Source organism: Butyrivibrio sp. FCS006 (assembly GCF_000424525.1).
Classification (GTDB): Bacteria; Bacillota; Clostridia; order Lachnospirales; family Lachnospiraceae; genus Butyrivibrio.
Genome location: NZ_KE384204.1, coordinates 367802 through 386294 on the forward strand (window position 1 = coordinate 367802; position 18493 = coordinate 386294).

An 18493-nucleotide genomic window follows, 5' to 3' on the forward strand; every position below is an offset into this window, starting at 1 on the left:
AACAGTATCAGCGAGTCAGAGTCAACCAGCACAAGCTTAAGCGTATCAGTGAGCGCAAGCATATCTGCAAGCACAAGTGACTCAACAACTCCAATTATCCCTACGGTTGTAGGTGGTCCGGTATCTCCGGCTGATGAAGGTGTTGTAGCTGCACCTGCTCCTGCAGGAGCTGTCCTTGGAGCAACCAGAGAAGCTGGCGATGGCGCTGCAGTTCTCGGTGCAAGAAGAGGTAGAACAGGTGATAACACCAATACCGTTGGCAGAGCAGCAGCAATTGGCGCAGCAGCTATCGGCGCAGTTGCAGTAGCTTCCCGCAAGAAGGAAGAAGAGAAGTAACTTAATATTGTCACAAATCTGTTCGTAATATAAAATATAAGGAGGCACATGTATAACATATGCCTCCTTAATTTTTCTTTGAGGGAGTCAAAGGACAGGCATGAAGCGAGATAAGAAAAACAACAACTATAATGTTTTGCCGGGAAGGTTTTTCTACACCTTGTGTATCGTATGTTTATACATTTTGGGACGCAAAGTTCCGATACCATGGGTCATTACTTCGGATGTCCCTACTGATTCCCTGTTTGCATATACGGAGAGTATTCTTGGAACCGATGTCAGCAGAGGCTCGATATTTTCACTTGGAATAAGCCCCTGGATCACATCTATGATCCTGATGCAGATATTGTCATCTTTGTTTAGAGGCAAGGACAAAATTATTTCTAAGGCCTTTATGAGGCGTATAACTCTGATAGTCACTATATTTATGTCGCTGATACAGGCTTATTCACTCATGGAAAAGTTTACATTCAGGGAAGATATTTTCCCTGATATCCGGATGGCAGAGATTGCTACTCTTATCACTCTTATGGGAGGTACATTTGCTGTCATAGTTCTTGGGGAAAACGTTTCTGAGTACGGAATAGCGGGAACTTCGGCACTGATTCTTGTCAATATTCTTTCCACGTTCATGAACAATCTGATATCATATTTATATGAGCCACAGTGGACAGATGTGACCAAACAGACCATTTTGCTGTTTGGGGTTGCTCCCGTAGCATATCTGATTTTTATAGTCTTCGCCACTGCGTTGTTTGAAAGATCTGAACTTAGGATCCCAATCTATCGCGTAATGATAAACAATGATCTTGCAGATGATATTTATATTGCTATAAAGCTCAACCCTGCGGGAACAATGCCTGTCATGTTTGCAATGACTTTCTTTTTGATTCCACATTATATAGCTGAGCTTTTGCTTAATATATGGCCGGGACAGGAGGTTCTTGTTACTATTAGTGACACTATAAGCATGGAAAACTATATAGGTATTCTGTTCTATCTTCTGATGGCTATTATTTTGAATTTTGCCTTTTCTTTTATATTGATAAATCCATCCGAACTTACAAAACAATTTATGGAGTCAGGTGACTGTATCGCGGGTCTGCGTCCGGGAAAAGAGACACATAAATTTATAAATAAAAACATTAGATTCTGTGCAGTTCTAAGCTGCATCATGCAGTGTACGATGGTGGGAATTCCGCTGTTTATGAGGGCAGCAACAGGATCTGATTCAAAGATGTTTCAGATGCCTGTTACCATGATCATACTCACAGGCTTAATGCTGAATGTCTTTGAAGAGATAAGGGTTTATAGGAATTTCCGTGATTATAAAGTTTTTCTGTGAGGTCTTTCTATGTATTATTTCATCCCATCATGGTATGCGTCTGATGAATCCTGGAAAATGCCTGTCAGTGAGTGGTATAGGGTTGGCAAGGAGTCTGAATTTGACGATACGATTAACCACATAAGTATGTTTAGAAGCGAGGGGGTAAAAGCAGAGATCATTTCACTGGGATATGGTCCGCAGGCTAGATATTTCCTGCACAGACAGGGAATATGGCCAATCACTAACTGGAACGTTTTTGATCGTCTTCAGAGCATTTCAGGCGATACACCCTGCAGTTTTTCCTATAGAGATCTGAATTGGCCAGAAAACATAGAATGGGTTTTTACGCCATTTATTGTAGCCGGTTATGTCGATGGAGAGCTCTATACCGAAGTGGAGTTTGGACAGCATGGGAATCTTCTGATGATTAATCTTTTTTCAGAGGGGAAGATATGCGAGACTTTGTATATTGATGACAGAGGCTTTTTGTCCAGCATCATGAAATGGAATGGAATTAAGCCCGGCGAGCAGCTCTTCTATAACAGAAAGGGCGAACTTCAGTTTACCGTTAAGTACCCTGAAAAGAGTGTTGTGGTTGAAAAGTCATCTGAATACAGGACAAAGCGCAATAACTATGCGGTAATAGATGACCTTATTAAAGAAGTGCTTAAGGCAAAAATGTCACAGCTTAATGAAAAGAAGGATGTGGTACATATTGCAGCTGATGAAAGACACAACTGCATGGTCATGGAAGCGGCAAAGGGTTGCGTCATGGTCATGTCTTTTTACGGCGATCGATACAATATAGAGAATAAGGAGTCACTAAAAAAAGATACTCAAGGCGCGAGCCTTATCATTACCGATACAGAGCAGCTTGCATCCAGAATAAATGAGAAGGTAAATGTCGGTAGCAGGATAATGGATATCTCACCTTTTGATACACGACTTTCTTTGGGGAAGAGTCAGCAGATAAGAGAGTTAAAGGTCTTTTTCCCGCAGGATGGAATGATAGAGCCAATACGCTCCAGGGGTATCATGCAAATGCTCTCTCTGCTTCAGGAGGATGAGAGGATCATGCTGATTGTTGGTACAAAGGATTCCACTGATGCGGGTACCAGAAAACTTAAGGAGGAGATGAAGGAAAAAGCAGCGTCTCTTAAGGGAACGCCAATATATGTCTATGATGACGAAGGACAGATTGCAGCAGGTGAGAATGAGGCTCAGGAGGAAGACGATAAGAGAGAACCACAAATTTTCATACAGACCTATACCAACGAGTCAGATGTCATGACCATATTAAAAGATATCAGACTTATAGTAGACATAAGGGATGATCCCGACCAGTATATACAGATTGCAGGAATCTCTGCGGGAATACCACAGATTAATTACCGCACTACTAGATATATCGAGGATCAGAAGAACGGGTACATGATACACAACATCGTCCATCTCAAAGATGCCATGAGCTATTATTTGCAGGGACTTGCGCATTGGAACGAGGCACTTGTGTACTGTGTAAGTCAGGCTGAAAAGTATACAGCCGGTACACTAGTCGGCAACATGAGAAAGCGGATAGAGAATGGATTACAACATTAATCTTCTTCATATTGGAAAACTGGATACAAGGATTAAATATGTGCTTCCTCCCGAGGTCACATGGCATCATGTTTCACCTTCCGAGTGCGCAGAGATACCGGATCGTGTTAGAAAAAAAATTCTTCCTGGCTTTGAAGTGATCCTTCTTGAGGAGGAGATAAGTGAGATATTTGAGATGGAAAGCGTTATTGATCCATACTCATTGGTATTGTGTCATGAGAAGGATGTTAATTTGAGCATCGAATTTGTTGGACTTATCGGCCGTAAGATGGGATTTGTTATTGATGATGCCATGGCTAATGATTTTTTCAGGCGCCTTCCGCAGAGGTTTTTTGGTGGCCAGTATGGCGCAAAAATGCATACAAATGAAATGGATATATCACGGCGCTTTGTAAAGGATATTTCTTTTGATGGAAACCGATGCGTAAGCATGGAGGGAGATTTTGGGAAAAACTGGTCGTCCCTTGTGACCTGGAGGTATAATGTCCCGCTTAATAAGGGAGAACCGCTAGAGTTGTGGCTTGAGTATACCAAAGATGAGTCGGTGGACATAAGGCTGGTTGTCAGGAGCGTTATATCAGGAAGCCGCAATGACCTGTCTTTTACCTGGATCTTTGAAAATGAGCTCAAAAATCCTGACGAAACAATGCTGGTAGAAGATAATGGAGTGCGAACACTTCTGGCTTTTTCGCTTCAGGTTAAGGGAAAGGGCAGGATAAATGTTGGAAATCTCCATTATAGATACAGCCACCTTGGCTTCGGCGTTTTGAAGACCGGAGGCAGCAAAAGGCAGGATGCTTCAAAAGAGGAGATAGTTAGTTTCTTTGACCCCATGGACAGAAAACCGCCATTATGTGTTTACTTTTCAGGTTACAGGACTGCCGAAGGTTTTGAGGCATACAACATGATGAAAGCATTGGGAGCACCTTTTTTGCTGCTGGCAGACCCCAGGCTTGAGGGTGGAGCCTTTTATATGGGTAGTAAGGAGTATGAGGAACAGATAAAGGCTATTATCAGAAGTACTCTCGATAATCTTGGATTTACGGGACAGCAGCTGATTCTTTCCGGAATCTCAATGGGATCAACGGGCGCCCTGTATTACAGCCCTGATTTTCTACCGTATCAGGTCATAGTTGGGAAACCCCTTACCAATCTGGGCAGTATAGCTTATAACGAAAAATACCATAGACCCGGAGGTTTCCCCACATCTCTTGATGTCCTTAAGGGTATCGCAGGTGGAATTGGACCTGAACAGATAAAGAAAGGAAACGATATTTTTTGGGATAAGTTTGATAGCGCGGACTTTTCCAATACCAGATTTGCCATCTCATATATGAGAGAAGATGACTACGACCGCACGGGTTATGAAGATTTGGTAAATCATCTTTCCCCAAAGGAGATCACTATATATGGAAAGGGAATGACCGGAAGACACAACGACAATACCGCAGGCGTTGTTGAGTGGTTTAAATCAAGGTTTGTCAGGGTCTTCATGGACTCATTTAACAGGAATAGCACATGAAGGTAGATAATTCCATAATTTATTCGGTTCGCTGGGACAATTTGGCATCTAATTCATACCTTTATGGTAGCAGCATCTCTTTTGAACCGGACGGAACGGTGAAATTTTCTAATTTGCTGATGCCTCCGGGACAGATCATCAGAAAGTGGCAGTCAGATGTTAATTATCAGATGACAAGACATGAGCCACAACTTCCGGTTCTCGAGGAAGGAGAAAAGTACGAGATCAGAAGCTATGTATGCTATAAGCCTGAAGGCAGTGTAAAACTGAGATTCAGGTTTGTGGATCGACAGGGTGAGGAAGTGGGAACAGTCATTATAGATGAACCTACGGCTGAGCTTGAGTGTCCAAAAGGAGCATTTGCCTATGAACTTGAGCTCATAAATGCCGGAGCAAAGGAATTGATCTTTCATCATATCGAGATCCAGAAGAAATCTAAGGCAAAAAAGAACGTCAGAATTATTGATTCGGACTCCTGCTTGTACGTCATAGTACTTGAGCCTACAGGGGGCAGTTATATAGTACCCCAGGAACGGATTCTTCTTCGGTTCAGGAATCGGGTAATCCTGACCTGCGAGGGTGCTGACGCCATTGCCCTGAACAGCAGTGTCACAGATGAACTTCAGATGGATATCAGGCAGGAAGAGATTGCCGTCATAGGCTATGGCGAAAAATCCAATGAGAGCGCTGCAAAACTTGCTAATCGCCTTGGCCAAAATGTAAAACTCTATACATATGGAAGTCCCTCAAGAAAGCTTAAAGGCAGGCTGGAAAATATAGTATATGGGAAAGACAAAGGGCAAAAGAGTGATCCGGTAAGTTCCCTGATGGAGCCCTTAAGCGACAAAACTGAAAGACTTTTTAAAGGCAAATTCACATAATTATTTATGAAAAAGATAAAGTCGTACAACAAGATTCTAAAAAAAATAAATAAGCTTGCACCGAAAATGAAAGCCTTATCTGACAGTGAACTCAGCGGTTTAACTGACGTTTTTAAGGGAAGGCTTAGTAAGGGTGAAAACCTTGATAAGATAATGATCGACGCCTATGCTGCAATACGTGAGGCTGCGGATAGAGTTCTGGGCATGTACCCAAGAGATGTGCAGGTTCTTGGTGCTATTGCGTTGCATCAGGGCAAGATAGCCGAAATGAAGACCGGTGAGGGCAAAACACTTGTTGCAGCAATGCCGCTGTACTTAAATGCCCTTACCGGACAGAGCACCATACTGGTCACCATGAACAACTATCTGGCATGCCGCGATGGCAATCAGATGGGAGAACTGTTTAAGTTCATGGGGCTCACCACAAGCGTTGGTGTAAAAGAAGATATGGCAGACATGCTTACCCTTGAAGAAAAGAAGGCAGCTTATGCAGCTGATATTATGTACACTACTAATGGTGCACTGGGTTTTGATTATCTGACGGAAAACCTGGGGGCAACTAAGAATGACAGGTTTCTGAGACCTTATTATTACGTCATAATCGATGAAGCGGATGCTGTACTTTTGGATAGTGCACAGATGCCTCTTGTTATTTCAGGTGCTCCAAGAGTCCTTTCAAACATGTACCAGACAGCCGATCTGTTTGTAACTACCTTAAGTGAAGAGGATTATGAAGTTGACGAAAAGCGGAAGAAGGTATACCTGACTGATGCAGGTATAGATAAGGCACAGCTTTTTTACTCCAAGGAGAACCTCTTTGCAAAGGAAAACTTCGAACTGGTAAGACACATCATGCTGGCACTTAGAGCTCATAAGCTCTTGATTTCACAGAAGGACTATCTGATCGGGGATGGCAAGGTTAAACTCCTGGACAGCGGTTCAGGCAGAATATTAGAGAACACCAAGCTCAGGCAGGGGCAACACCAGGCAATTGAAGCAAAGGAACATGTTGAGATAACGCAGGAGAGCAGAGCTATGGCGTCTATCACATATCAGGCGCTCTTTAACATGTTTCCAAAGATTGCGGGAATGTCGGGAACCGCCGCCGACGATACGGCTGAGTTTATGAATGTCTATGGCCTTGATGTGGTGAAGATCCCGACTTACAGACCTGTGCGTAGAAAAGACCTGCGTAACCTCTGTTTTTACAACAGAGAAGACCAGGTGGATGCAGCTCTTTTGGAGACTGAAAAGATCCATAAGGATGGCCGTCCTGTGCTCCTTATTACCGATGCAATCGATGTTTCGCAGGAGTGTTCTGACAGGCTTTTAAAAAAGGGTATTCCACACAATGTCCTTAATGCATATAACGTACCAAAAGAAGCTGACATTATAAAAGAAGCAGGGCAGCGTGGCGCTGTGACTATTGCTACATCAGTTGCCGGTCGAGGCACTGATATAAGACTCGGGGAAGGCGTAAATGAATTAGGTGGTCTCGCAGTCATAGGCATCGGAATAGCTTCGAATTTAAGGTCAGAGAAACAGGCCAGAGGACGTTCCGGAAGGCAGGGTGATAACGGTACCAGTATATTTTATACATCGCTCGAAGATCAGCTTGTAAAAGACTATGGCGCGGAGAAGTTGCAGGAATTTGCGAAAAGAGGCAGTGGACAGGTGAAGTCCAGATGGCTGGCAAGACAGATTCGCAAAGCCCAGAGAAACTGTGAGCTTTCAGGAAGAGAAGGAAGGGATACCACTACCCAGTTTGCTGAGAGTGATAAAATCCAAAGAACCGTTATTTATTCTATGAGAAATAGTATAATAGATATGGAAAACATGGATGAGGATTTTCTTCTGGATGTACAGGAACATGTGATAGACGGGTTCCTTACAAAGTATAAAAAAATGCCGGCAGTAGCTGATGTGGTACGTTTCATACTAGACCATATTTGTTACAACCTTGAGTCAAGGCCTGATGAAAATGATATGCATGACAAAAAGAGCCTGAAGAAATATCTCATGGATATCTCAAAGTCGAGACTTGAGGCCCAGAAACAGGTACTGAAAAGTGATATGCGAAAAGTATACTTTTATAAGATAATGTCTCTGAAGGCTCTGGATGACTGCTGGATAGAACAGGTTGACTATATGCAACAGCTTAGGCTTTACATCAGTGGAAGAACATATGCCCAGAGAAATATCATGTATGAGTATCACAAGGAAGCTCACGCCTCGTTCATGCGGATGGTGGAAAATGTCAAAATTGGCATGATGCGCAATATCCTTTTGGGTGAGATTCAGGAAAAAAACGACAAAATGATTGTTATAAATCCATAAGACATGGGGGCAGAAAATGACTGTTTACAACATCAATCAAGGAATTGGCTGGGCCAGCAGCGGCGTTGAGTATGCTCAGTCCTACAGAGGAAAGATTCTCAGGGAACTTGGAATTCCCGCAAAATTCATCTTTACAGATATCATGCGTGGAGACAATATTCAGGAAATGACACGGGCGCTGGATTTTGAAGATGATGAGGTAATCTGGCTTTACCGGTTTTATACAGATTTTACCATTGAGCCATGCTCTCTTCGAGAGGAGGATATCGCGCCATCTTTTCCGGAAGGTGATTATACTGTCAATGTGATATCTCCGGGTAAGAAGCAATATGTCTATAAGGATGATAACAGGTTTCTGACTATCTATTTTTCAAGAACAAACACGGATAAGGTTTGTAAGGTGGAATTTGTTGACTCAGGATGTCTTATAAGGACTGATTATTATACATCCGGAAAGATTTTCTCTGAGTACTCTGCGCCCTTTGAGGGGCAGGCCAGGGTATATATGCGCAGGTTCTTTAACAGAGACGGCTCTACAGCATTTGAAGAGTATCTTACCTATACATCTAATAAAGATCTGTGGGAAAAGAGCTGCCTTTACAAGTTTCCTGACGGTATCTTCTACTCAAAAATGGAACTTGCAGAGGACTTTATGAAAAAACTCCCTCTGGAGGATGGTGATATCATAATTGCTGACAGGACAACGCTTATGGGACAGGCCATCTTTAAACATCGAGGAAATCACAAGTTGGGAGTGGTTATACATGCTGAGCACTTCAGTGAGAGCCTGACAGATGAGGATAATATCCTTTGGAACAATTTTTATGAATATCCTTTCCATCATTCGGATGAAGTGGACTTTTTTATCACATCAACTGAAAAACAGAAGGAAAATCTCGCAAGGCAGTTTGAAAAGTATTTTAACAGGAAGCCTAAGATAGTGGCAATTCCTGTTGGAAGCCTTGATAAACTAAGGCGTCCCGAGAAAGCAAGAAAGCCCCATGCATTGTGTACTGTTTCGCGTCTGGCTCCAGAAAAGCATATTGATTGGGTTGTCAGAGCTGTTGTTGAAGCAAGGGAAAAAGTTGGTGACCTGACTCTTGATATTTTTGGAAGGGGCGTTGAGGAGAAAAGGATATCTGATCTCATAAAAGAGAACAATGCCGGAGACTATATAAAGCTCAGGGGCCATCAGAAGATGGATGAGATATACAAGGACTACAGCGGATATATCGCAGGTTCTACCAGCGAAGGCTTTGGGCTTTCCCTTATGGAGGCAGTTGGATCAGGACTTCCCATGATAGGTCTTGATGTGCCTTATGGCAATCAGACTTTTATCGAAGACGGCAAAAACGGATATCTTATACCGTATCCTGATGGAGGAGTCCTTGACAGCAAGGCTCTGATCCATGAATTTGCTGATAGGATAGATAAGCTCTTTAACGAGGATCATGTGTCGGAATTCTCCATGCACTCTTATATTATCGCTGAAGATTTCCTGACAGAGAAGATTGAAAAGAAAATGAAGACACTTTTGGAGGAACTATGATAATCCTTGCAGATCAGATAAACAATTATTCAGATAAACTGATAGAATCCATAAAGAACTGTCAGTTTGACTGCCCTGCCATCAGTGTACTGTACGATGGCTTCCATCCTGAGGGAGTAGAGTCACCATACAGCTATTATATTGGGGATTATAAGGCTGAAGGCAAGCCTCTGTTTTTTAGTCGTCTTGAGCGACCATCCCATCAGGAGATAAAATCTGATGCGGGTAATGCGATTATTTATGAAAATAATACTATCAGATCAAGAGTTTATTATGCTGAGCCCAAGGAAAAGAGATTTATCAGGATAGTTGATGAGGTGGATGAGGCAGGTAAAGTCAGGTGGTCAGATCATTACAACCGCTTTGGCAGGTGCTTTGCAAGAACTACCCTTAACAATGAGAAGATGCTCTTTAAGACCTACTTTGACCAGGATGGAAAAGAGAAGATTGTGGAGAACTTTGCCACCGGTCACATAATCCTTAAGAAAGACAAAAACGAAGTGTTCTTTAAGAATAAGACTGATTTTGTCATCTACTATCTGAAGGAGAGAGGCTTTGATCTTGACAGAATCTTGTACAATTCTCTTTCAACACCTTTCTTTGTATCTGAAAAGCTGCAGCAACAGGGAATTCCCGGAAATGATGTCCTCTTCTGGCAGGAGGGTATAAGGGATGATATCCCCCAGAATATGAAGAATATCTTTAATAATAAGGACTGCAGGACCAAAAAGATAGCTGTCATGTATCGCCGTGTCTTTGAACGTATGGAAAGCCTGAATTTGGATAAGGGAAAATACGGTCTTCTTGGCTATCATTATGATTTCAAGAAAGAGAATAATGGAAAAAAGGAAGCGGTGATCTTTACCAATTCCGACGATGTGGAGAATTTGGAGGACATTATCAAGGCACTGCCAGACTTTATGATACACGTGGCAGCAATTACTGAGATGAGCAATAAGCTATTGGCTCTGGATCGTTACGAAAACGTAAGGCTATATCCCAATGTTCGCCAAAAGAGAATAGATGAGCTTTTTGAGCAATGCGACTTTCTGCTTGATATAAACCGTGGCAAGGAGATATTAGGGGCCGGAGAGAGAGGTTTTTTGCATAATCAACTGATTTTGACCTTTAAGGATGTCATGCACAATGATCAGGTTGTAGCAGAGTCGCTTAGGTTTAAAGCCGGTGACTATGAATCGCTTACGGAAACTTTAAAAAAGGCCGCTGAGGATGAAGAAATTCGCAAGGATCTTATAAGGCAGCAGCATGAACAAGCGATGAGCGAAACAAAAGAGAGTTATACTGAATTTTTGAAAATCTAAATGCAATAAAAAGGCGCAGCCCTTCGGGGTTGCGCCTTAATTATTATTGTATTAAGTTGGCGGTTTCGGCATCAATCTGAGCGAAGAGTTCATTGATTGTGGCATCGGATAAACCAAGTCTTTTTATTCTGAGACGGGTCTTTTCGTCTGGTATAGCATCTTCACGTCCAAATCGTATTATCTCTAATGCTGCTTTCTCAGTGGCTTCTGTAGCAATAGTCTTATTGTGAAGTTCTTCATTGTAATCCCAATATGTCATGTCTTGTACCTCTCTTCTGTGCTTTTCAAAAAAGGCTTTCAGGATATCCTGGTCAATGCAATCCTGAATGGCATGATTGATTGCTGCTTTGATTTCTTCCTCTTTATCGTCGATGTCTTTTGGTATCTCTTTTATATATTTTCTCACGAGCGATACGAAAATGCTATAGCTTTTTAGGGTATTGCAAGCAGCCATGAGCTTTTTATTGTTGCCTTCGTTGATGTTGAGGACTGTAACTGTGAGCTCGATATCGGGAGTGGCTGTCTGCTTCTCAAACTGTTCGGAGAGGCGATAGATCTTTTCATCCGGAAGGGGTTCTGTGCCGTTGTAAAAGACATAGAATTTCGGAGTGGGTATCTTGACCAGTTTGGAAGCGTACAAGTCATCCTCCTGAGTGATTTTCTTGAGGAGTTTCGCAACGTAAAACAAGTCTCTCAGTGGCATGTTTGGGCATGGCGTTGACTGATGCTCGAATACGTTGAGCTCATAGTTGAAGATGAATGAGACGTCATTCTTGACCTTTAGGAACGTGCTGTCGCCGATGGTGTTGATGATGATATCATCAGGGTTTGTGTGGTTTGAATTGTTCAGTGCATTGTAGAGTGACAGAAGCTCTTTTTTGTCGTTAAAGAGCATTCTAAAGACAGAGTCTTTGTACTTGGGGCTCGTTATTGAATTAGATGGCAATTGTTGATTCCTCCTTTGTGTTGCCTTTGTGATATCCAATGTATGCGCATACCTGGAATGATAGATGGCGAAGTGCCATAGAACGTGCTCAAGAGGAGCACAAAGGAGATATTATCACATGAGCATACCAAAAGTCTTTAAGACTTTATGAAGAATTCTTAAGATTTCCTTAAGGTGAGGGAGTCAAAGAGAACCGTCCCCATTGACTCAAAATGAGACAAAGTGAAACGTCCCCGGTGACTCACCCGGTGACTCAAGGAAAAGGCGCAGCCCCGTAGGGCTGCGCCTTTCTAAGAAGGATCTATGAAGTTAATCACTCTATAGTAAGAGAGAGTGAGTTGCCAATCTGGCCGCTGCCGATGCAGCCGAATTCTATGGATGATCCGCTTGGAATGGATCTGTTCCAATCAACGGGTGTGATAACGTAGTTGCCGTCCTGCTTGGCTACGTTAACGTTCCAGGAAGAGCTCATGTTGAGCTGACTTGTGGGAACCTTGAGAGTCCAGCCGTTTACTGTGTTACCGGTGTTGTTGGTAATCTTAAAGCTTACCTGATATCCGCTGCCCCAGCTGTTGATGGAAGCTGTTGCTTCAAGGCCGGATGCTACAGGAGTTGGATCTGGCTGTGACTCCGGCTCGGGCTCAGGAGTGGGCTCCGGCTCGGGAGTAGGCGCGGGCTGTGAAGATGAGCTGTTATCTACCTTTTCAAAGGACCACTGCTGGTTTGTGCCACCGTTGTAGGTCCACTCGCAAACGTTGGTGCCGTCAGATGTCTTTTTCTCATAAACATCAAGTCCGCTGGCTCCGTTTGAGCACTTGGTTGCAATGGTATAAACGCCGCTATTTCCTGTCTCTTTTACCACAAATTTCTGTGGATCTCCGTCATAACTGCTGTAAATTCCAACATTGGTGCCATCTGCAGCATCGCCGTAAGAAACATCCAGGCTGTAGCTGCCGAGCTTGGTGGTCAGTGTGATGTAGCCGTCTGATGTGTTTGCAACGTACCACTTCTGGCCATCAACGCCTGTTCCGCTGCTGATGCATACATTGGTCCAGCCGGTTGCTGAATTGCCCTGAACTGACAGGTACTTCTGTGAGAGAGTGTTCTTGATATAATACCAACCATCGTCGATGTGAGCTGCCTTGGTGCCCTGCTGAGGTGTAGGTGTAGGCGTAGGTGTGGGCTGTGGTGTTACGCTGCTGCCCTGGCCAAAGACATCTGTGTAAGCCTGAAGTACTTTGCTGTAGGCCTGCTTGGGCTGGCCGGGTCTTGAGAACAGGAGAGGAGCGGAATTGCTGATCCATGTTGTCTGATCTGAAAGTCCCCACCAGGTGATGCCTGTGATCTTACCGCCGTTCTTCTTGGCGTTGTTGATGCCTTTGAAGAGGTTGTAAGCGTAGTTTGCCATATCTGAATCGCCCTTATTTGTGATGTCCAGCTCTGTGATCTGAACTTCAAAACCTGCCTTTAAGAAGGAGTTGAGGGCGTTTACATAAGAATCTGTTGAAGGGAAGTTCGTTCCAAGGTGCGACTGCATTCCAACGCCGGCGCAGACTTTTTTGCCCTGGTTAATGTAATTCACAAGAGTGATTACGTTGTTGACCTCCATGTATGTGTTGTAATCGTTGTAAAAGAGCTTTACCGAGTCTGTAAGACCGAAATAATCGAGACAGTCGTAGGCATAGTTGAAAGCTTTTTTAACATAAGAAGCGTTTGTCTTGTTGTTGCCGTAAACTGCCTCCCAGCCTGAGTTTGAGGCGTGGATGACTTCGTTGGCAACGTCCCATGCATAGACAACACTGCCGTAATCGCTGAGGTAAACGTGGTTCATCACAGTCTTAACGTACATCTCAAGCCTTGCGTCCATGGTTGATGAATTGACAAAAGAGCTGCTTCCGTTATATCCGTTTCTGAAGAACCAGCTTGGCGTCTGAGAGTGCCAAACAAGCGTGTGAGCTCTCATTTTCAGCCCGTTCTGGTAGCAGATCTTCATGACTTCATCAACTGTGCTGAAATTGATCTGCGGAACGTAGGATTCCTTGTAGCTGTCAGGGATGTAGTAGCCTCTGTTCTTGGCTTCGCTGACACTGATGAGTCTTGCGGAATTTCCAAGAAGCGCATCGGGCTTCATCTCGTTTTCAAGCGTTATGCTGTTGTACTGCTGTTTTAAAAGACTGAGCTGATTAGCGTCTCTGAGCTGGTAAAGATTGATACATGTTCCGGAATATCCGTACTGTGCACCATAGGTGTTGAGAAGGGTGTTATCAGCTGCCTGTGCGTCGACTTTGTAAGAAAGTCCGATGGAGCAAACAAGCATGATTAGCACCGTGAGCCTTGCAATGATGATCTTTGAATAATTTTTCATACATTTTCCCCACATTATTAAGTTTTATTTTTGTGTCTTTGCAGATATTGTTCCCCAAACAATATTCGCGTCATCTAGCTAGCTCGAGCACTTTTATTGTAACAATAAGAAGCCGGAGGCACTTCTCAAAAAGTGCTGCCGGCTTGCCAGAAAATGCGATAAAATGTGAACTTTTGACGAATTTTGATCAGGCTCCAAAGACCTGGTCCTTGAGCCTTTGGCCTGTTGGCGTGGTTGCAAGGCCGCCCCTAGCTGTCTCTTTTAAGGTGCTTGGCAGGGCTTCGCCGACTTCTCGCATTGCGTCCATGCACTCGTCTGCAGGGATCTTGGCCTGTATGCCGGCAAGTGCCATGTCTGCGCAGGAAAATGCGATCATAAGGCTCGATACATTGCGCTTGATACAAGGGATTTCCACAAGACCTGCCACAGGGTCACAGACAAGGCCCATCTGGTTTGAGATAGCCATGGCGCAGGCGTCGGAACACTGCGCAGGTGTTCCACCCATGACTTCAACGAGAGCTGCAGCTGCCATGGCTGAGGCGCTTCCGCACTCTGCCTGACATCCGCCCTGAGCTCCTGCGAGGCTTGAGCGGTTTGCGATGACCATTCCCACAGCTCCTGCAGTAAACATGGCCATTACAAGGTCTTTTTCCGGAAAAGCTCTGTCTTCGTAGAGGCTGACAAGGCATCCCGGGAGAACTCCGCAACTGCCTGCTGTTGGGGCTGCCACGATCTTGCCCATGGAGGCGTTACAGCCTGCAACTGCCAGGGCACGGGAGATCGCTTTGCTCATGAAGGTTCCTGAAAGGCCGCCGTCAGCTCTTTTGACATATTCTGACATAAGGTAGCCTTCGCCACCTGTGAGGCCGGAGGTGGAGCGCTGGTCCTTGCGCATACCGTCTGCTACGGAGTCCTTCATTATGCTGAAGTTAAGCTCCATCTGTTCATAGAGCTCAAGCTCTGATTTCTCCATGCTTTTGGCCTGGTCCTCAAGGACAAGTTCGCTTATTTTGATATTTCGTTTAGTGGCTTCATTAACAAGTTCTGCCAAAGATTCGTATTTTAACATGTCATACCCTTCTTATCAGGATTGCGTTGGTGATGTGTTCAATGCCGCGGATGTCGCTTATAAGCTGCTCCGGGGGATTGCTGTCTATCTCGATGGTCATGATGGCGTCTCCGCCTTTCTCATCTCGGGAGAGGTGGAAACCTGAGATGTTGAGGCTCTCGTACTCCCAGTGCATGAGGTTTGTTACGCTTGCGATGACACCCGGTGTGTCCTTGTGCATGATAAGGATTGTGTTGGCATCGCCGTTAAACTCAACATTCATGCCGTTTATACGGTTTACGAGGATGTTTCCGCCACCGATGCTGGCGCCTTGCATGCTGCCTTCACTGCCGTCCTCAAGGAAGTAGTGGATCAGAGCAGTATTAGGGTGCGCACCTTTGATGTTCTCGGTTTTGAAGGTGTAGCTGATTCTGCGGTTGTTGGCAATTGACAGGGCGTCGCGAATCTCAGGGGAATAGCTCTTGTAGCCCATGATTCCGGCGAGAAGTGCTTTGTCTGTGCCGTGGCCCTTGTAGGTCTGGGCAAATGAGCCTGAGAGCGTGATCTCAACTTTTTTAAGTGGGCGCTCGTCAATCAGCTTGTTGACTACGCGTCCAAGGCGCACAGCGCCTGCTGTATGTGAACTTGAGGGCCCGATCATGACAGGGCCGATGATGTCGAAGATGTTCATGTGTTGTTCTCCGGTTGGTGGGTAAAATATTGGTTTAATGATGAAGCTATTGCAATGGTGGTGAATAGCTCATCTCAATATAATTATACGCTTAATGGATTGGCTTGGAAATCAGAGCAGGTATTCCCGGATTTTCCTGTCAACCATCTTCATGTCCAGTTGCATGTCTTCTGTTTCCAGTGAAAGTATGAGGTTTTCGCCAAGAATCAGACCATTTCTCTCATAGACCAGGAGTTTCTTGAAGTTTTTTGTGGCGTAATCAAACTCATCTGTAAGGCCCATGTGTTCCCAGTAATAGGTTTTTCTTTGGATTACATTTAGAAGTACGAAATCCGGATATTTGCAATATCCGGTATTTAAGACAAATTCAGGCTCGTATTGATACGGAATGCCTAAACGATAGAAGGTATCTGCTAGAAGTTGTTCGCTCTTTGTGCGGACTTTTTCTCCTCTTAATGTATCGCGCTCCGGCGGATCATCATAAGGGTTCATCCCTCCGGGATGGTGCTCATACCAGTCCTTGATGAATTCATCCCGCGGTTCGATGATCGGCGATATATACTGCCTCCTTGCGAACGCTGACTTCTGATAAATCTGATCCACAAAATCATAATCGTAATTCTTGATGAACCTCGTAAGCCGACTTCGGTTCGCGAGGAGCGCTTTCTGCAGGCGCTCCTCATACTGCTTCTGGACGAGCTTCTTGATGGGAGCGAGGTCTGACTGGCGGACATAAGACCTGCCCGTATATATTTCCTCTCGTGTAGTTGCGCTGCCTGCATTGCGGACTTTAAATTGTGGGATTCCATTACTGGAGCTTGAGATCAAGATGTTCTCAGATTTGATGTCCTTGTGTTTCTTTAGATTGGCGCTATTGATCTTTATGAGCCTGTCTAGTCTGTTTAGCTCCTCATTTAGATAATTTCTTTGATTCATTTCTGGTTCTGATTGTGTTTCCTTTCTTTTTTATTTCTTTTTTGCTATTTATGCGAGGTTTGTATTCATGTCGGACAGAATCCTGCAGGTTATTACTTGTTTGGCAGGCAATAATGTCGCGGATGGCCGATGTTCTGCCGGGGGCTACTGTCCCTTGTGCAAATTTAAATGAGACAGTAGTGGTCTGAGTATATGTCGAGGGAAGGCTACTGTCCCTTGGGCAAATTTAAATGAGACAGTAGTGGCTTGAGTACATGTTGAGGGAAGACTACTGTCCCTTGTGCAAATTTTAGACGAGACAGTAGTGGTCTGAGCGCATGTTTGGGGAAGGCTACTGTCCCTTGAGCAAATTTAAATGAGACAGTAGTGGCTTGAGCACATGTCGAGGGAAGGCTACTGTCCCCTTGTGCAAATTTAAATGAGACAGTAGAGGTCTGAGTACATGTCGAGGAAGAGCAACTGTCCTTAAGAAGAAAATGCTTCGGGACAGTTGAGCTCTGAAGAACTCCTTAGATAACGCTACTGTCTCGATGAAGGAATTCGCCAGAGACAGTAGTGGTCGGGAGTAACCAAGAAATTGGTTACTGTCCAGAGAATGAAAGTGACTAAGGACAGTAGCACAGGCCAATTCGCGCGCCTTCCAGCCACCACGCTCATCCAATAGCCGCCACTACAGCTCCGGCCACCACCCAAGCTAAACTTGCACAAGAGTCGCAACCAGCCACCACGCGCACCCAATGACCGCCACTTCAGCTCCAGCCTCCACCCAAGAATACTTGCACAAGAGTCGCAACCAGCCACCACACGCACGCAATAGCCGCCACTACAGCTCCAACCTCCACACAAGAATACTTGCACAAGAGTAGCATCCAACCACCACACGCATCCAATAGCTGTCACTCCGACTCCTCCCAACACGCGAATCCCCTTCCGCAATCATAAAAGCGCGCAGGATTTTTGTATACACCCGCAAACCCGCATGAATACTACATTATCACAAAAATCTTAAGATTTACCGTCGAAAATTCTTAAGATTTCTTAAGAATTTCAAAACTGCGGATCAGGCGCCAAAAGGCGCCAAATGGCGCCCAATCCGCAGTCCCTGAAACCCTAATATTTATGCAGTTTCAATCGTTTTCGTATTTCGTAAAATTGCACAAAGGTTTCAATCAAAATCCAATCATAAAACGCTAAAAAGTCAGAAAACTATGATTAAACACATTATATTTTCTTTATTTTGCGTTAATTATCTTTATTCCCCCTTCATCTTGTTAATAATAGTTTAAGCCAAATCCACAAAATACGGGCATTCCTATGATTATTTGTATGATTGTGCAATTTGTATCATATAGATACAAGGGAAACCTATTGTCAATCTTATAGGCGAAATAGCCTGGAAACATGACACGAGGTAAAGCGTATGAAACGTCAGAATCACCTAAGTGGGAAGAATAAGGGAACCTTCATTATCAAAGTGGAGGATTGCCAAAGAGGTACCTGGCAGGGAAAAGTTGTGTGGGCGGATGAGGATACTACAGAGCATTTCCGAAGTGCTCTGGAATTGCTTCAACTGGTAGACGAAGCAATCAACGCAGCAAGGGGCAGTGAACTTGCCCAAAAGGGTAGTGCGTAAC

14 protein-coding genes are annotated in these 18493 nt (G+C 44.2%); 9 read left to right on the top strand and 5 right to left on the bottom strand.

Going from position 1 to position 18493, the window contains the following annotated elements:
- The 8 genes from G633_RS0112945 to gtfB all read left to right on the top strand — a co-directional run.
- Positions 1-336, top strand: a 336-nt coding sequence (locus G633_RS0112945) for a hypothetical protein (RefSeq protein ID WP_026520150.1), incomplete at its 5' end; no start/stop codon positions are given.
- 100 nt (positions 337-436) lie between these two features.
- Positions 437-1681, top strand: coding sequence for an accessory Sec system protein translocase subunit SecY2 (secY2, locus tag G633_RS0112950; protein WP_081664781.1), 1245 nt, complete (start codon positions 437-439; stop codon positions 1679-1681).
- A 9-nt stretch (positions 1682-1690) separates the two neighbouring features.
- Complete coding sequence (gene asp1, locus G633_RS0112955; protein WP_026520152.1) at positions 1691-3262, top strand: accessory Sec system protein Asp1; 1572 nt, start codon at positions 1691-1693, stop codon at positions 3260-3262.
- Positions 3246-4784, top strand: coding sequence for an accessory Sec system protein Asp2 (gene asp2, locus G633_RS0112960; protein WP_026520153.1), 1539 nt, complete (start codon positions 3246-3248; stop codon positions 4782-4784). The genes asp1 and asp2 overlap by 17 nt, the downstream gene beginning before the upstream one ends.
- Positions 4781-5665: an accessory Sec system protein Asp3 gene (gene asp3 / locus G633_RS19440; RefSeq protein ID WP_051200200.1), complete on the top strand. Its 885-nt coding sequence runs from the start codon at positions 4781-4783 to the stop codon at positions 5663-5665. The genes asp2 and asp3 overlap by 4 nt, the downstream gene beginning before the upstream one ends.
- 6 nt (positions 5666-5671) lie before the next feature.
- The gene (gene secA2, locus G633_RS0112970) at positions 5672-8002 is read left to right on the top strand and encodes an accessory Sec system translocase SecA2 (RefSeq protein WP_026520154.1); all 2331 of its coding nucleotides are present in this window, start codon (positions 5672-5674) and stop codon (positions 8000-8002) included.
- 16 nt (positions 8003-8018) lie between these two features.
- The gene (gene gtfA / locus G633_RS0112975; RefSeq protein ID WP_026520155.1) at positions 8019-9551 is read left to right on the top strand and encodes an accessory Sec system glycosyltransferase GtfA; all 1533 of its coding nucleotides are present in this window, start codon (positions 8019-8021) and stop codon (positions 9549-9551) included.
- Entirely contained in the window at positions 9548-10873 is a 1326-nt protein-coding gene (gene gtfB, locus G633_RS0112980) for an accessory Sec system glycosylation chaperone GtfB (protein ID WP_026520156.1), read from the top strand. Before gtfA ends, gtfB begins: the two co-directional genes overlap by 4 nt.
- A gap of 43 nt (positions 10874-10916) precedes the next feature.
- Here the strand turns inward: gtfB and G633_RS18450 are convergent, their stop codons facing one another.
- The 5 genes from G633_RS18450 to G633_RS0113005 form a co-directional block, all read right to left on the bottom strand.
- Positions 10917-11819, bottom strand: coding sequence for a hypothetical protein (locus tag G633_RS18450; protein ID WP_051200202.1), 903 nt, complete (start codon positions 11817-11819; stop codon positions 10917-10919).
- 313 nt (positions 11820-12132) lie between these two features.
- Positions 12133-14184 (bottom strand): endo-1,4-beta-xylanase, encoded by a 2052-nt coding sequence (locus tag G633_RS0112990; protein ID WP_035771398.1) that lies wholly within the window; start codon positions 14182-14184, stop codon positions 12133-12135.
- Positions 14185-14371: 187 nt separating this feature from the next.
- Entirely contained in the window at positions 14372-15253 is an 882-nt protein-coding gene (gene sdaAA, locus G633_RS0112995) for an L-serine ammonia-lyase, iron-sulfur-dependent, subunit alpha (protein WP_026520158.1), read from the bottom strand.
- A 1-nt stretch (position 15254) separates the two neighbouring features.
- Positions 15255-15923: an L-serine ammonia-lyase, iron-sulfur-dependent subunit beta gene (gene sdaAB / locus G633_RS0113000; RefSeq protein ID WP_026520159.1), complete on the bottom strand. Its 669-nt coding sequence runs from the start codon at positions 15921-15923 to the stop codon at positions 15255-15257.
- A gap of 111 nt (positions 15924-16034) precedes the next feature.
- The gene (locus tag G633_RS0113005) at positions 16035-16859 is read right to left on the bottom strand and encodes a hypothetical protein (RefSeq protein WP_026520160.1); all 825 of its coding nucleotides are present in this window, start codon (positions 16857-16859) and stop codon (positions 16035-16037) included.
- A gap of 1420 nt (positions 16860-18279) precedes the next feature.
- Between G633_RS0113005 and G633_RS18455 the strand changes: the two genes are divergently transcribed.
- Positions 18280-18492, top strand: coding sequence for a hypothetical protein (locus G633_RS18455; RefSeq protein ID WP_035771400.1), 213 nt, complete (start codon positions 18280-18282; stop codon positions 18490-18492).
- Position 18493 lies beyond the last annotated feature (1 nt).

Coding starts and splice junctions, on each gene's coding strand:
- asp3 (WP_051200200.1), top strand. CDS start 4,781: ATGAAGGTAGATAATTCCATAATTTATTCGGTTCGCTGGGACAATTTG.
- secY2 (WP_081664781.1), top strand. CDS start 437: ATGAAGCGAGATAAGAAAAACAACAACTATAATGTTTTGCCGGGAAGG.
- G633_RS18455 (WP_035771400.1), top strand. CDS start 18,280: ATGAAACGTCAGAATCACCTAAGTGGGAAGAATAAGGGAACCTTCATT.
- gtfB (WP_026520156.1), top strand. CDS start 9,548: ATGATAATCCTTGCAGATCAGATAAACAATTATTCAGATAAACTGATA.
- sdaAA (WP_026520158.1), bottom strand. CDS start 15,253: ATGTTAAAATACGAATCTTTGGCAGAACTTGTTAATGAAGCCACTAAA.
- sdaAB (WP_026520159.1), bottom strand. CDS start 15,923: ATGAACATCTTCGACATCATCGGCCCTGTCATGATCGGGCCCTCAAGT.
- asp2 (WP_026520153.1), top strand. CDS start 3,246: ATGGATTACAACATTAATCTTCTTCATATTGGAAAACTGGATACAAGG.
- secA2 (WP_026520154.1), top strand. CDS start 5,672: ATGAAAAAGATAAAGTCGTACAACAAGATTCTAAAAAAAATAAATAAG.
- asp1 (WP_026520152.1), top strand. CDS start 1,691: ATGTATTATTTCATCCCATCATGGTATGCGTCTGATGAATCCTGGAAA.
- G633_RS0113005 (WP_026520160.1), bottom strand. CDS start 16,859: ATGAATCAAAGAAATTATCTAAATGAGGAGCTAAACAGACTAGACAGG.
- gtfA (WP_026520155.1), top strand. CDS start 8,019: ATGACTGTTTACAACATCAATCAAGGAATTGGCTGGGCCAGCAGCGGC.
- G633_RS0112990 (WP_035771398.1), bottom strand. CDS start 14,184: ATGAAAAATTATTCAAAGATCATCATTGCAAGGCTCACGGTGCTAATC.